12 protein-coding genes and 2 pseudogenes are annotated in these 13,800 nt (G+C 58.4%); 3 read left to right on the forward strand and 11 right to left on the reverse strand.

The window, feature by feature from the left end; translation table 11 throughout:
- Window positions 1-389: 389 nt before the first annotated feature.
- Both XI09_RS03970 and XI09_RS03975 read right to left on the reverse strand, forming a co-directional pair.
- The gene (locus XI09_RS03970) at window positions 390-917 is read right to left on the reverse strand and encodes a hypothetical protein (protein WP_271565736.1); all 528 of its coding nucleotides are present in this window, start codon (window positions 915-917) and stop codon (window positions 390-392) included.
- A gap of 282 nt (window positions 918-1,199) precedes the next feature.
- A pseudogene (locus XI09_RS03975) lies at window positions 1,200-1,766 on the reverse strand (IS110 family transposase); the annotation flags it as partial.
- A 206-nt stretch (window positions 1,767-1,972) separates the two neighbouring features.
- Between XI09_RS03975 and XI09_RS03980 the strand changes: the two are divergent.
- Window positions 1,973-2,251 (forward strand): transposase, encoded by a 279-nt coding sequence (locus XI09_RS03980; protein ID WP_097669480.1) that lies wholly within the window; start codon window positions 1,973-1,975, stop codon window positions 2,249-2,251.
- A 39-nt stretch (window positions 2,252-2,290) separates the two neighbouring features.
- A complete protein-coding gene (locus XI09_RS03985) occupies window positions 2,291-2,461 on the forward strand; it encodes a hypothetical protein (protein WP_179880042.1) in 171 nt (56 codons plus the stop codon).
- A gap of 315 nt (window positions 2,462-2,776) precedes the next feature.
- Here XI09_RS03985 and XI09_RS03990 read toward each other — a convergent pair whose 3' ends face one another.
- On the reverse strand, window positions 2,777-3,082 hold the full coding sequence (locus XI09_RS03990; RefSeq protein WP_097669479.1) for a hypothetical protein: 306 nt from the start codon (window positions 3,080-3,082) through the stop codon (window positions 2,777-2,779).
- Between the two features lie 1,103 nt (window positions 3,083-4,185).
- Here XI09_RS03990 and XI09_RS03995 point away from each other — a divergent pair.
- The gene (locus XI09_RS03995) at window positions 4,186-6,144 is read left to right on the forward strand and encodes a putative bifunctional diguanylate cyclase/phosphodiesterase (RefSeq protein WP_271565738.1); all 1,959 of its coding nucleotides are present in this window, start codon (window positions 4,186-4,188) and stop codon (window positions 6,142-6,144) included.
- A 163-nt stretch (window positions 6,145-6,307) separates the two neighbouring features.
- Here the strand turns inward: XI09_RS03995 and XI09_RS04000 are convergent, their stop codons facing one another.
- The 8 genes and pseudogenes from XI09_RS04000 to XI09_RS04035 all read right to left on the reverse strand — a co-directional run bounded on the left by XI09_RS04000 (window position 6,308) and on the right by XI09_RS04035 (window position 13,783).
- Window positions 6,308-6,604 carry a hypothetical protein gene (locus tag XI09_RS04000; RefSeq protein WP_271565739.1) on the reverse strand — a complete coding sequence of 99 codons (297 nt, stop codon included), beginning with the start codon at window positions 6,602-6,604 and terminating at the stop codon, window positions 6,308-6,310.
- An 804-nt stretch (window positions 6,605-7,408) separates the two neighbouring features.
- A complete protein-coding gene (locus XI09_RS04005; protein WP_271565740.1) occupies window positions 7,409-7,606 on the reverse strand; it encodes a hypothetical protein in 198 nt (65 codons plus the stop codon).
- Between the two features lies 1 nt (window position 7,607).
- Window positions 7,608-8,720, reverse strand: coding sequence for an LLM class flavin-dependent oxidoreductase (locus tag XI09_RS04010; protein ID WP_271565741.1), 1,113 nt, complete (start codon window positions 8,718-8,720; stop codon window positions 7,608-7,610).
- Window positions 8,716-9,177: pseudogene (locus XI09_RS04015) on the reverse strand (ABC transporter substrate-binding protein); the annotation flags it as partial. The pseudogene XI09_RS04015 and the gene XI09_RS04010, both read right to left, overlap by 5 nt.
- Window positions 9,178-9,185: 8 nt before the next feature.
- Entirely contained in the window at window positions 9,186-9,497 is a 312-nt protein-coding gene (locus XI09_RS45680; protein ID WP_333939029.1) for an ABC transporter substrate-binding protein, read from the reverse strand.
- 208 nt (window positions 9,498-9,705) lie between these two features.
- Entirely contained in the window at window positions 9,706-11,058 is a 1,353-nt protein-coding gene (locus XI09_RS04025; RefSeq protein ID WP_271565742.1) for an NtaA/DmoA family FMN-dependent monooxygenase, read from the reverse strand.
- 556 nt (window positions 11,059-11,614) lie between these two features.
- Complete coding sequence (locus tag XI09_RS04030; protein ID WP_271565743.1) at window positions 11,615-12,592, reverse strand: TRAP transporter substrate-binding protein; 978 nt, start codon at window positions 12,590-12,592, stop codon at window positions 11,615-11,617.
- Between the two features lie 42 nt (window positions 12,593-12,634).
- On the reverse strand, window positions 12,635-13,783 hold the full coding sequence (locus XI09_RS04035) for a mandelate racemase/muconate lactonizing enzyme family protein (RefSeq protein WP_179880040.1): 1,149 nt from the start codon (window positions 13,781-13,783) through the stop codon (window positions 12,635-12,637).
- Window positions 13,784-13,800 lie beyond the last annotated feature (17 nt).

A 13,800-nucleotide genomic window follows, 5' to 3' on the forward strand; every position in this document is an offset into this window, starting at 1 on the left:
CGAATTCAGACATGGGCGGCTTCGTCATCGAGAGGCCAAGTTCGAGTGTTAAAGAGACTGGCTTTCGAGAAGCTGACAAAGCTCGAAAAAGAAGACAAACCGCGGCCGCATCTGCCACGTCTGATCCGATCATCTCCGAGCCAAGTTTCATTCCGCCTGACCTCGCGCGCAGGCCTGCGTCGTGGATTGCGTTCACCTGGCGGTAAAGCTGGTTTGGAGGTCCCGGCGGACCGCGGTCAGACCCAGTCTTGCACCGAACATGTGCATTTCGATCTCTGCCCGCGATCAGTCGTCAGGCTTACGCTTCGAGCTTACGCTCGGGGCCGCTAGCCAGAATGGCCGCCATAGCCGCGCCCCTGCACGCGGCGCGCGACCGGGGATCAGGATGCTTACTCGCTGTCGTAAAATTTGCTCTGCAATGTCTTGAGTTGCATCGGATGTAACGCCTCTTCAATGCAGCCGAAAAACATCTGGCTTCTTGCATTGACACGCTGCCTATCGGTTGGGCCATGCTCCATGTCGGTTTGCAACGCGCGTACGGCGATCCAGTCCTTCGACGGATCCTTGAGCAACTCAAACAGCGTTCGGTTCTGATAGGGATGAGGCCGAAAGTGAGCGAAAGCGACCTTGGCTGAGATCTTCGCATCGCGCAGTGCGTCGGGAAGCGTGAGGAGATCCAGCCCGACCAGTTCTCCGATCTCTTGCATTTGATTCTGCACTTCCTGATATTGCTCGCGTCCCACTAGTTGATACATTCCTCGTGGACGAAACAGCCAACCGTCGTCCGTCCCCACCTGGTTTCCGAACGGGTTACCCTCGTAACCAAGAACAAAGTTGGCCAATTCTTTCGGATGGCTGCACCAGCTGCCGGGTTTGATTGTCATTCGGCCCTTTAATTGCGGATTGTTGTCAATCACCTTTTGAACTTTCCGACGGCACGACGGTAGCGCTCGCGCTGTCGGAGCTGGTCAGGGTTGCGGAGACGGCGCGAGCGCGGCTGATGCGTACTTTGCCGGCCAGGCATTGGATCGCCCGGGCTGGTTGATGTCTTCACTGGGGTCACGGTCCTTTCCGAGGTCGCGCAGCGCCTCATGATGATGTCCGGGTCGGACGCCTCAACGTTTGCAGCGGAGTACGGTCGAGCCGCCACCAGCCGAATGAACGAGGTCGCCTCAACACCGTCCCAGCGGGACATCGCCCTCATGGATCAACAGGAGCGGCGATATCACGCAAAGGAGTGGATGACTATCGCCCAATAGCTCGCTGACCTGGTTGCGGAACTGCTGGCCGATCGCGCGTGGGAACAGCAAGCCGTATTCTTTGATCAAACTCCGGACCTGATTCTCGATGTCTCGGCGCATGGACACGAGCCGGGATCTCGCGACGAGTATCGCGCGGATCTTCTGACTTTCCTCGCTCTTGACCTTGACTTCTCGATACCAACCAACCCGCACCAGTTCGGCCAGACCTCGAGCATCATTCTGATCGCTCTTGTTCATGCGTACGGACAAAGCCGCGTGGGCATGCCGCGCGTCGATGCAAACCACTGGGAGATCGACCCTACGAAGTTCATGCCATAGCCAGCTCGCCATCGCCCCAGTCTCAAATCCGACGCGCTCCGCTTGTGGCGCCCGCTTGCGAAGCAATGCCGCGAGTGCCCCGGGGTCGGACTTTGCCTTTCCTTCGAACAAGATCTGACCCACTTCGTCGACCACACATACTGACGTTTCTTTTTGCGAGACATCCAGCCCAACATATTGCTTCATGGCCCCCTCCGATTCGTAAGATTGCGGGAAGGCTTGAAGATAGCGGACCTTTTTGAGCCGCGGGCGCCGACCGCAATTACGTGATCGTCTGCAAGATATTGACCCCGTATTGCCTTATCTGAGGTAAGGCCGTTCCGCTCCCACCTTCTCGCGGCACATGGGGTATGCGAGTTTCACGATCTCTTTAAAGGGATCGGCTTGTGTCTATGCTTGACCATATGCTTAAGGCGGACGTGACGGCGCGCCGGCTGGAAGTGATCACGGAGACGGGACGCCGTAGTTGGTTCTCGAAAGACGACAAGGCCCGGATCGTCGAGGAGACGCTGGTATCAGGCGCGGTCGTTTCCGAGATTGCCCGGCGACACGGGCTGACCCCACAACAAGTGTTCACCTGCCGCCGGCAAGCACGCCGATTGCCGACGCCGATGGCAGACGATCCGCCGTTTGTACCGGCGGATCGTCGAATTTTCGACGGGCGGTGGTGAACCGGTCGCCAGCCACGCGTCTATGCCGTTTACCACCATTTGGCCGATTTCCGCGAATTGCAGGATGTCATCACCGACAAGCGGCACGGTCTCGCCAAGGCGAGCATCAGCGGCGTGCTCAGCGAAAGCTGCATCCGCGACGCGAAGATTATGCCCGATGACGTGGCGCATCTGGATATTCGGCGTCAAAACCGCAAGCGCTTCCGGTGAAAGCGCCACATGCCCTACGGAGGCCGCCCGTGCCACGTTGACACGCAGGTTCCATGACACACTTCCAACGCTGTCATTCCGCGCCGCCGCCCCGCCGCTGCCGCGCATGCTCCGCACTGGCACTGCTCTTGCTGATGAAACGGTAAACCGACCATTAGCATTGAAAGGTGTGCCGCAATGAGATCCATGGTGTTTCAAAAAAGTGCGGCCGGCATCGCTGTCAGGTACGCACCTCCGTTCTTACTGGGCCGTCTGCTGACACGGCGAAAAACCCTACGGCTGCGCCGAAAGCTGCCGTCCTGGACAGGCCTTGCGCTACTGGTGCTTGTCGTGGACATCCTGATGGCGGTGTTCGCTTGGGTCGCCGTCGGCTTCGTCCTGAACTGAGATGTCTCCCTTATGCAGGCAGAACGCTGCCAGCAGGTAGCCGATCTGGCCGACGAAGAGGCATCCGATGACGACGGACACGCCAGCGAAGAAGCCAAAGCCGGAGGCCTGAAATACGATCGCGGCGAGGACCGCGATTGCCGGAGACACTAGCACGATGGCCCAGACCCGAAAGAACAGGCCCGTCCCCAGTCCGATGATTGCGCTCCCTAGCAGGGCCAGGATAATCGTCACATTTCACTTCCAGTTTGAGTGCGAGCCGCACTGCAATCCATCATCTGGATCGCTCTAACAAGAATGGCGTTGTCCGCCGCGCCGACAATGCGGAGTTAGTGTTAACCTCGACGATGTCCTTAAAATTGATCCCAACGCGGGCCAGACCTCTGAGGGCCTGGTCTCGAAACACCGTGATCGGCCTTACCGCGGCGGACGGCAATCGGCGTTTAGTGTCCGTGCTGCTGGGCTTGCTATCCGCCAAGCACTTAGCTTGGTCAAGGCGCGAAACGCAGCGAGCGCGTTCGCTTTAAGTGAACGCAAAGGCGAGCAGGCTCGAGCAGAGCACCACCAGACCGACCGCGGTCAGTGCCAGGAAGCTGTCGGAGCCAAGGTCACGATTGCGCATGAAACATCCACGATTGCTACGTAGGAGCGAGGGCAGCAGTCCCGCCTTGGCTCGACGAGAGAACAACCGGCCACCGCCTCAAGCGCCTTCTGCCGCCAGGGCTCGTACTAGGTCTCGGGAAGGGGACACCGGCTGGAGGGATGCGGAGATCGTCGTGCCCACACATCACCTCTATTGGCCTGGGCGACATTAGACCTGGCCTTGCGTTCGCATCGCGCGTTTCTTGAGGTGAGCCCGCAGCATTGCTTCGTTCTATCGGATATGGCGCAGGAAAGCGGCGAGATGTCGGGCATCCACGATCGGCACAAGCTGCGTCATCCTACCGATCTCATCGATAGAGAAAGTCGTCGGCGCAGGCGGCCGTAGCTTACGATGCGTTCGCGTGTCTCATCTTCTGTCGATCTCATACCGCCCCACCGTTTAATTCAGGTTAGCGCACAAGCTGTCATCATGGCAGGTTAGCCGAATTCGGCGATCGATTACAGGCATAGGTCAGTACGCAATGTACAGAACTGTGCCCCGCGTTTGCGGTAAGGACACGGGAGGTCAGCCCAGCGCCCGGCCCTGCCTTAGCCACCGCTAAATAATGAGTTCGGCCACCCCATGCCGCGCCGGACGTGGCGAACTTCAAGAATTTATCTTTTCTCAAATGTTTGCCGCGACCTTCCAGCACTGGCCGCAACGTTAGAGCCAGTCAGTCCTGCGGGGGCCCCAGATGAGGACATATCTGAGCTCGTATGTCTCGAAGCTATTCGCGGGGGACCTGGCGGCTTTCGGCGGCCCTGCGACAGACGAAGCGGTCGCAGGGCACATTCGCGCGGAGCAGATCTCCCTCGTGCTCGGTTACTCCCTGGGCATAATGCTGGCCAACGCCTGCAATGCGACGGTGCTTGCAATTGCCCTCTGGCACTCGCCCAACAGAAACTATGCCCTGATCTGGGCAGCTGCCGTGGTTTGCGGCGCGTTATCGATAGGCTTGAAGGCGCGTTTATCACGACGGATTACGAAGCCGCAGTTCGTCTCCCGACAGGCCATGCATCGGCTGGTGCGAAATGCGCTCGTTCTTGGAACCGCCTGGGCGGTCGTTCCGGTAGCTTTCTTCGCCGACGCCTCGAATGGCGGCCAACTCGTGATCACATGTCTTTGCTCCGGGATGCTCGCGGGCGGAGCATTCGCCTTCGCTACGATTCCGGTGGCGGCGGTTGCATTCACGGCTCCGATTTTTGTGGGTACGGCAATCTGCCTCGGCAGAAATGGCGATTTCGTCTATCTGCTCGTCGCTATCCTTGTTGTGGCGTATGGCTTCGTACTTCTGCGCGGCGTTTTCGCCCATTCTTTCGAATTCACGAAACGCACCATTGCTCAATTGGAAGCCGAACGGAGGGTCCGGCGGGATCCCCTGACCCACTTGCCGAACCGTTTCGCCTTCAACGAAAGCCTCGAAGCTGCCCTCAACCGGTTGGCTCGCTCGGGCGAGGAATTCGCGGTTTTTCTCCTTGATCTCGATCGCTTTAAGGAAGTGAACGACAAATTCGGCCACCCCGCAGGAGATGAGTTCCTCGTTCAGGCCGCGGCGAGACTGCAACGATGCGCGCGTGAGACCGATACCGTCGCGCGGATCGGCGGGGACGAATTTGCGCTGATCGTGACCAATCTGGCCAAAGTAGAAGACGCGTTGGAAATCGCCGAGCGCTTCGTTGGCGCTTTCGGCGAACCATTCCTGATCGAAAGACGCGAGATCGCGGGCGCGACGAGCGTCGGAATCGTGTTGGCCCCGCGCGACGGCAATACGCCTAATGAGCTCCTAAAAAATGTCGACCTTGCGCTCTATCGCGCCAAAAAAGCGGGGCCCGGAACGGTTCGCTTCTTTGAGGCCAGCGACGACAAATCAGCGCGCGATCGCAGGGCGCTGCAACGGGATCTGGAGGAGGCGATCGGGAAAGACGAGCTTTTTCTCGTCTACCAACCGTTCCTTGATATTCGCGAGAACCGAGTAACCGGATTTGAGGCCTTGCTGCGCTGGCAACATCCTGTCCGTGGAGTCATTTCGCCGGCTGAGTTCATTCCAATTGCCGAAGAAACCGGCTTGATCCACCCGATCGGTGAGTGGGTGGTCCGACGCGCCTGCTCGACGCTGTCGAACTGGCCCTCTGATCTCAGGGTCGCCGTGAATTTCTCTGCAGCTCAATTCCATAACACCAGCATCCTGCAAACAATCGTGCAGGCCCTGGCGGAGGCCGGAGTTGCCCCTAGCCGCCTTGAAATCGAAATAACGGAGTCGATGCTGATTTCAAAGTACGGGCCGGCATCATCGATCTTGAATTCACTCCTGCAACTGGGGGTGACGGTGGCGCTCGACGATTTCGGAACAGGATTTTCGTCGCTGACCTATTTGCTAAAATTGCCTTACACCCGCATCAAAATCGATCAGTCCTTTATACGCGACATGCTGACACGGCCGGATAGCGCGGCGATCGTAAAATCAATAATCACGCTGGCGCAGGATCTGCACATTGGCGTGGTCGCGGAAGGCGTCGAGACCACCGAGCAGCTCGGGTGTTTGCGCCAAACCAGCTGTGATGAAGTCCAAGGATATCTCATCGGTCGGCCGGTATCAGCCGACCGCATCTTCGCCCTGCTCGAAAATAAGCAATGGTCGACGCCTGCCGCTTGAAACGCCTTGTGCAAACCGACCGACCATCATGCCGCGCGACGCCGCGTGAGGCGCTGGCATCGCTAGCGGAATCAATGACAAGATAGGTATGTGACCGACTTGCGATATCACCCTACGGCATCCAAGTCCGCGCCGTGGCGCTTGCGCTATGGAAAGGGGCGCGCTACTGATCGGATTGGATATTCACCAGTATCTCGCCGGCGACGATTTCGGGGTCTCCAAGATGGAGATCATGCAGACTCGCTTGAAAGAACTCCATGACCTTTTTGTTCGCTTCATTGGCGCTTTCGCGATCCTCGAATATCATCACTGCAACACCGACGCCTTCACCTCCGTCCAGGACATAGTACGACTTGAATCCATGCGATTCCCTTAGGATTTGACCGACGCCGCTTTTCGCGCGGCGGGCGGCATCCGCAACCGAACGAACATTGGTGTACTTGCGAATGACCACGTACATTGAAGCACCACGCGTCTCATTTCCATCCTACGTATCAAAGCATATTAGGTCGGCGCCGGACTAGGTCCTAGTTCCAAGGCCGGGCATGTTGCGACTTGGCTATATCAAAACCGAGCATGAAGGATCCCGCATCCAAACCAGATAGACGTCGCTGCGGCTGGCGCGACGCGCGATCGCTATTCGGAGGCAACAGACGTAGATGGTGCTTTTTGAGTATCACGTGATACCAAATCTGGGACTAGACACGACACAGCGCCAAATGGATGACCGAGGAGGACTATAAGTATCTTCTGCGAGGCAATATCCTGGGTCTTCATTAGGACGGACCGTCGAATCTTCGTTCACCTTTCGCGAAAGACTTTTTGTTTCGCGGAAGACCTTTTGCCCGATAGATAGAAATGCCTGCCTACCGCTCAACGAACAGTAATTCATCGCGAAACGAGACCGCATCGCAGAATTTTAGCCTGCCTCGCAAGACCGACCCGTTACCATCGACGGTTGGCGGCGGATGATCCGCGCCGACGTTCAACTACGGACGCCGCGAAGGTCTCATTTTATTCAAGAACCTTATGCTAACTGGTACCTGATCGTCGCGGCCGGATGTACGCCGTGGCATCACGAGCGGCGGCTTTCGTGCCGGGGTTTTTCGCGTGGAGAGGCTCCAAAATCAGCCGCGTCATCATTGCTTGGGTGAGGCATCTGAACAGTGGGCTCGTCTCAGACGCTATTCATGGAGAAACCGCTCGTTAGAGTGAATTTCTTGAATGCTGAGACAGTCTTCTACGATCAAAAACTTTCATTTGGTCACATCTGAACGACGGCATCCTCTCCGACAGGATCGCGCTCGAGCCAAAATCGAGGTCCCTCAAACCAGACTTTTTCTGCATCGCCAGAACTGGGATCACCGACGTGCAGCGCACGAATCGGAGCTTTGCCGGGCGGCAGGCCTTCGAGCCGCCACGTCTTCTCCAGCAGGAAACACGGATGTGCTTGACTGTGCATGTCAGGAGACTTGTCCCCGGACCCCGGCTTGCTGCAACAGCGGTAGCACAGCTTCGCCGAAAAATTCGAGATCTTCGCGAAAATCATAGAACGAAATCTGCATCCCGTCGCAACCCGCCTTGTTCAGGGCGATGAACCAGTCCGCAACCTGCTCTGGGCTGCCAATCAGGTGCACGTTTCCGCCGAGTATGCGCTCGTGCGGCACATGATTGTTCCAAGCCTTGCTGTCGCCACTCTTGAAGTGGTTGGCGTACCCGGCGGCGGCTTCCGTGTCCGCCACGCGGATGATCTCGTCGTAGTAAGCCCTCGCCTCTGCTTCCGTCTCCCGGCAAACGATCATCGGATTGATAATGGTGCGAATGTTGCGGCCCAAACTTAGCGCCTCAGCCTTGAGTTTGGCCGTATGAGCTGGCAGCGCCTCGACTGCACGCTCGACGTTGGCGCCGGCAGGACTGGTGATGAAAGCGAGATCCGAGTGCCGCGCTGCATAGGAAAATCCTGCTGGTGATCCGGTTGCGCTCACAAGAATGGGCCGCCCGTAGCGGGGCTTGGGACGCACGAACGCGTCCTCAAGACGCCAGAATTGACCTTCATATGTGAAGTTATGCTCCGATTGCCAAAGCCGCTTCGCAATGGACATGAACTCATCCGCCATCTCGTAGCGAAGGTCATGCTCCTGGCGGCGCATGCCGAACATGAGCGGCTCTGCTGGAGAGAACCCGGTCACGACATTTATGCCGAAGCGTCCCTTCGAGATGTGATCGGCGGTGGCCGCGAAACGTGCCAGATGCATCGGGTGCCACGGGCCGTAGAGGATGTGGATGGTCGAGAGCAACAGCAATCGTTTGGTGAGGGCCGCGAGCGCCGTGACGGTCATGAACGGGTCGATCGAATCTTCTCGAAACCGGATCTTGCCGCCATAGCCGCCTGCACGAACCCATTCCGACAAGCCGAATACCAGATCGAAGCCCAGTTCCTCGGCTCGAAGCGCGAGCGCTGCGTTGTAGTCGAACTCCCACGATGTCGAGCATGCCTTCAAATGGCAGAGCGCCCACGAAGGACGTTTCGATGGCGGCCTTTCGGTCGGTCGAATAAGCGAAGGCTTGGCGGACAAGCACGTCATCGAATGGCGGGCGCGCCGTATACAACGCCAGTCGCAAGGGGGTGCCGCCGGTAATGTGGCGCAACACATCGAATCGGGAATTGGCGTCCCTCCAGGCGACAGCCGGAATGTCGTAAGCGGCATCTGTCTCACCCGTGAGCAGCGAGCCATATCGGACCGTCTGATCGGGAAGAAACTTCCAGTCGATCCCATCAACATAAGCCGGACCCTGATGCTTCGCCGTGGCCGGCGCCGAATTGTAGTTGGGGTTGCGGCGGAGTATGACCTCTCGCCCGTGATACCACTTCTCAACGATGAACGGTCCCGATCCGACCGGGTTTTCGCAATTCGCAGCAAGGCCACGCTTGAGTGCTGTTGGCGACAAGGTGCCTTGCGAGGATTGGGCGAGGACATTGAGCAGCGGCTGAAACGGAGTCTTCAGCGTTATGCGCAGCGTCAGCGGGGCTATAGCTGCTGCTACTCAAAGCTACGGCTGAGGTAAGGAGCGGCAGTGGGATTACGAAGATCTGGGTTATTGCTGAGCCACCCGTTGATCTTATCGGCGATGGCCAGCGCATCAAGGGTTGTGCCGTCGGTAAATTTCACATTTGGTTTGATCTCGAAGGTGTAGACTTTCTTGTCGTCCGAGATTGCCCATGATGTGGCGAGCCAGGGAAGGATTTTTCCGTCACTGCTGCGTGCAACCAGATTATCGCTGAATTGCCGCTGAAGGTACCATTGCTGCAGCCACCCGCCGTACAGGCAGGGGGGTCCTCGAAATGTCCGTATCGAATGATGCCTCCCCGCTTCACATTGTCAGGCGAAGCGTCTTGTGCAGAAGCGCCAGTCGACCCAGCGATCAGCGACAGGCTTGAAGCCGCGAGCAGGACGGCGATCGCCTTTTGCATACTGTGACTTTTCAGCCGAGTGGTGGGAAGTTCCAACGAGTGTGCGTTCGAAAGAGTCATATCCAAGCTCCAGATGCTGAATTTGAAAATCAAGGCATCAAACCGATCAGGCGGTCGCGATTCTTTTCTGCTGGCTCGTTCGTGATCGGGATCCCAAGATGCTCGCGCAGCGTCTCGCCGCGATATTCGGTGCGGAACAGCCCCCGCCGCTGCAGGATCGGAACGACATGTTCGACAAAGGCAGGGACGCCATCTTCCAGCACGTCTGGCATGATGTTGAAGCCATCGACCGCGCCTGTGCGGAACCATTCTTCGATCGAATCGGCGATCTGTTCCGGTGCGCCTGCGAGCACGCGATGACCAACGCCTTGAACGCTAGCGATGATCTCGCGAACCGTGCGGCCTTCACGCGCCAGAGTTTCGATGGTGCGGTGATGACCGACCGAAAACGGCACGGTCTGAGGATCCGGTAGCAGCTCCTCGGGAATGGACTTGTCGAGGTCGAGCTTTTCGACCGGCGCGTTCATCCGCTGCGCCAAGGTGACCATCGCGGTTTTCAAATCGACCAGCGCATCGATCTGTTTCTTGCGGCGCTGAGCCGCCTCTTCCGTACCCCCGATGAAGGTAACAAGCCCAGGCAGTACGAGCGGAGCCGCGCGTCGGCCGAATTGATGCGAGAGGGCTCGCAGGCGCTCCGTTTCGCGCCGTGCCGCCGCGAGGTCGCCGGCGGCGGCAAAGACCACGTCGGCGCTACGGGCAGCAAGGCGCAAACCGGGGTCCGAGCCTCCGGCCTGAAAGATAACCGGATGGCCCTGCGGAGAGCCCGGGTGCGTGAGTGGACCACGAATTGCGAAGGCATTTTTGCTGGGATCAAGCAACCTGAAATGGGCGGGATTCGCGTAGATGCCAGATGCCTGATCGGCGACGACGGTCCCGTCTCCCCAGCTGAGCCACAGCGCCAGAACGGCTTCAACGAAATCCTCGGCACGCCTGTAGCGTTCCTCGCGCCCGAGCTGCGGGCCGCCAAAGTTAGCAACCGTCGCCGGGCTCGATGTCGTGACCGCATTCCAACCAGCCCGGCCGCCGCTGATGACATCGAGCGATTGAAAACGGCGCGCCAGATTGTACGGCTCATTGTAGGTTGTCGAGGCGCTTCCGATCACGCCGATATGCCTTGTTTCGCGCGCGATCACGGTCAGGATCAGCGTAGGCTCCAGCCCATGGACTGGCGGCTGGCGCGCAATATCTAGCGAAATCGCGGGCACGTCCGCGAGAAATACGGCGTCCAGCAGGCCGCGCTCAGCAACTTTTGCGGCGCGAACGTAATGCTCTATATCGAAGAAGGCGCTCGGATCGGTGCCCGGCCAACGCCATGAAGCGGCGTGACCGCCCGCGCCGAGAAGATTGAGGCCAAGATGGAGCGTGCGGGTTGTGGGAGACATGAAATTTCCCAATGCGGCGAGGAACGCGGAGCGAAGGCGTCCTCGCTTCAGTATCGAAGTGAGTTACGAGGGAGCGAATACAAAGCTAGCTGTGAGCAGCACACAATCGCAAGAGTTGCGTATTTCAAAGTCATCGCGCGACTTGGTATTGCCTTCTACGAAGATCGCTTCACGCTCTCGTTCACGCAGCGATTGCGCAAGGCTCGATGCCCTTGCGCAGGATTCCGTTAGTCGATTTGGCAATCGCCTGTGAGTTCAACGTTCGCTTTTGGATCGGCCGCTGCCCTTAAAGGGAAGGGGACATGAAGACCCTTTCGCTGGACGATCAACACTCTTAGAGTGGTCGACTGTCGCGCTCGTGCTTCCAGCGCAAGCACGTACGCATCAAGAAGCCCAACGACTGATAGGCTGAAGCGGTCGCTCGGCTAGATCAACGTAAAGAACGTCTGCTCTTTACACATCGTCCCTCTCGCAAGCGCCCTATTCGTTGTCAGGTGCCTTCACGAAAAACACTACGGGCCGGAGCGCCGCAGGTCCCTATCGAGAGCCCCGTGTCCTACTTGGTCTCTCGGATCGCTTCGAGCGTCTTCTCGCCGAACTGCTGCGAAAACTTGACATAAGCGGGCTTGAGCACCTCGAGGAATCTCGGCTTATCGACGTCGTTGACGACCATGCCTGCTTTCGTCAGCTCTTTCACGCCATCGCTCTCCAATTCCTCGACCTTCTGCCTTTGGGCAACGATGGCCTTGGCGGCTGCGTCCTTTATGATCTTCTTGTCGGGGGCGCTCAGCTTGCTCCAGGTCGACGGAGCGATCGTAATCACCGTCGGGGCATAGACGTGGCCGGTTAAGCTGAGATATTTCTGCACCTGAAACAGCTTCGCGGTGAGAATATTCGATAGCGGGTTTTCTTCTCCGTCCACAACGCCGCCTTGAAGTGCGGTGTAGAGCTCTGCCCATGGGATCGGCGTGGGGCGTGCACCGAGCTGGCTGAATGCGGCGAGATGGATGGGATTTTCCATCGTCCTGATGGTGAGGCCTGCGATTTGAGACGGCTCTCTGACTTCACGCTTGTTATTCGTCAAATGGCGGAAGCCGTTCTCACCATAGCCGAGTCCCAGGAGACCTTTTGCCGGGAACTTTGCGAGGATTTGTTGTCCGATTGGACCGTCCACCACGTGCCTCGCGTGAGAGGCGTCCCGAAACAGGAATGGGACGTCAAACACCAAGAGCTCTGGAACGAAATTGCCTACAACCGAGGTGCTCGTCATGGCGAGGTCGACCGTGCCGAGCTGAAGGCTTTCGACAATTTCGCGCTCGCCACCGAGTGTTCCGCCGGGAAAAATATCAATCTTGATCCGGCGCTGGGAGTCAGCTTCGACGCTTTCCTTGAAGGCCGTCGCAGCCGCGCCGAAATGGCTGTTCATCGGATTGACGAAAGCATATTTCAGCGTCGTCTGCGCTAAGGCAGGCCCCGCCAACGAGAAGACCTGCACGCTAACCAGCAGATATTTCGTCAACCACGACTTCATCATGCACTCCCGATCGTACGCTCATTCCTTAGGTGAAACTGCTTGTCAACCGACACGATAGCGATCGATCACATCGGGGTCGGGTTCAAAACCAAGACCAGGCGTGCGCGGGACGGCAAGCTTGCCGGCGACCGGTGATGTTGCTCCGCGATAGAGGTCCGCGTCAAACTGACAGTAAAGCCGTTCGAGTAGTGGTACGGGTTGCCGGGACGCATTGATGTGAATGGTGGCAAGCAGCCCAGGCCCGAACAAGGCGCAGTGGGGCACAAATTGGATCGCGCTCGCCTCGCAGAAGGCCGCAATTTTCAACAGCTCGGTGACGCCACCGGTCTTGGCGACGTCGGGCTGCGCGATGTCAATGGCACCCGCGTCTACCATGGCGACAAAATCGTGTAGCGAGCCTGCGTTCTCACCTGCCGCGATCCGATGGCGCTTCTCGGCTCGTATGCGAGCAAGGCCGCGAAAGTTTTCGGGCGGCCAGACGGGCTCCTCGAACCAGAACAGATTGAGTGGGGCAAGCCGTGCATCCATTTCCAGCGCCTCCGTGACCGACCAGGGACAGTTCACGTCAAGCATGACGGCGGCTTGGCCTGCCGCCGCCGCGCACGCGGCCGCAATCTCCGGATAGGTCGTCTCGTGCAGCTTGATATAGCGATAGCCTTCGGCAACGGCGGCCCGGACGGCGGCGGCGACGCCCTCCTCGCTGTCGTAGCGCAGGAGGCTGGCATAGACCTCGACTTCACCCGCCACAGGGCCCCCAAGCAGATCGACCAAAGGCAGGCCGGCGGCTTTTGCAGCAATGTCCCACAAGGCGATATCGACCGCCGAGATCCCATACATCGTGGGCCCGACGCGCCCAAAATTGTGCAGACCAAATTCAAGCTTATGCTTGATGGCTGCGATCTGACGGGCATCCTCCCCGATCACCAGCGGAAGGATCCGCGTCTCGATCAGGCTTTTGAGCGAGAGATCCTCCGTGCGCGAGAAGGCCTCGCCCCAGCCGACAAGCCCGGTATCCGTCTCGAGCCTCACGAACAAGGTATCGAAAGTGTTCTTGGGCGCGCTGCTGAACGCCCATACTGGCTTGGCGTCGGCCTGAAGCGGCAGTGCAACCAATATGCACTCCGCCTTTACAATTCGACCCGCTCGAGATGTCGGTTCAGCGTTGATTTCAGGCTTTTGAATAACGGTCAAGGAACCCGCTCCATTCA

The sequence above is a fragment of the Bradyrhizobium sp. CCBAU 11386 genome (genome assembly GCF_028128955.1).
Classification (GTDB): Bacteria; Pseudomonadota; Alphaproteobacteria; order Rhizobiales; family Xanthobacteraceae; genus Bradyrhizobium.

Coding starts and splice junctions, on each gene's coding strand:
- XI09_RS03980 (WP_097669480.1), top strand. CDS start 1,973: ATGCTTGACCATATGCTTAAGGCGGACGTGACGGCGCGCCGGCTGGAA.
- XI09_RS03995 (WP_271565738.1), top strand. CDS start 4,186: ATGAGGACATATCTGAGCTCGTATGTCTCGAAGCTATTCGCGGGGGAC.
- XI09_RS04000 (WP_271565739.1), bottom strand. CDS start 6,604: ATGTACGTGGTCATTCGCAAGTACACCAATGTTCGTTCGGTTGCGGAT.
- XI09_RS04005 (WP_271565740.1), bottom strand. CDS start 7,606: ATGCACAGTCAAGCACATCCGTGTTTCCTGCTGGAGAAGACGTGGCGG.
- XI09_RS04025 (WP_271565742.1), bottom strand. CDS start 11,058: ATGTCTCCCACAACCCGCACGCTCCATCTTGGCCTCAATCTTCTCGGC.
- XI09_RS04030 (WP_271565743.1), bottom strand. CDS start 12,592: ATGATGAAGTCGTGGTTGACGAAATATCTGCTGGTTAGCGTGCAGGTC.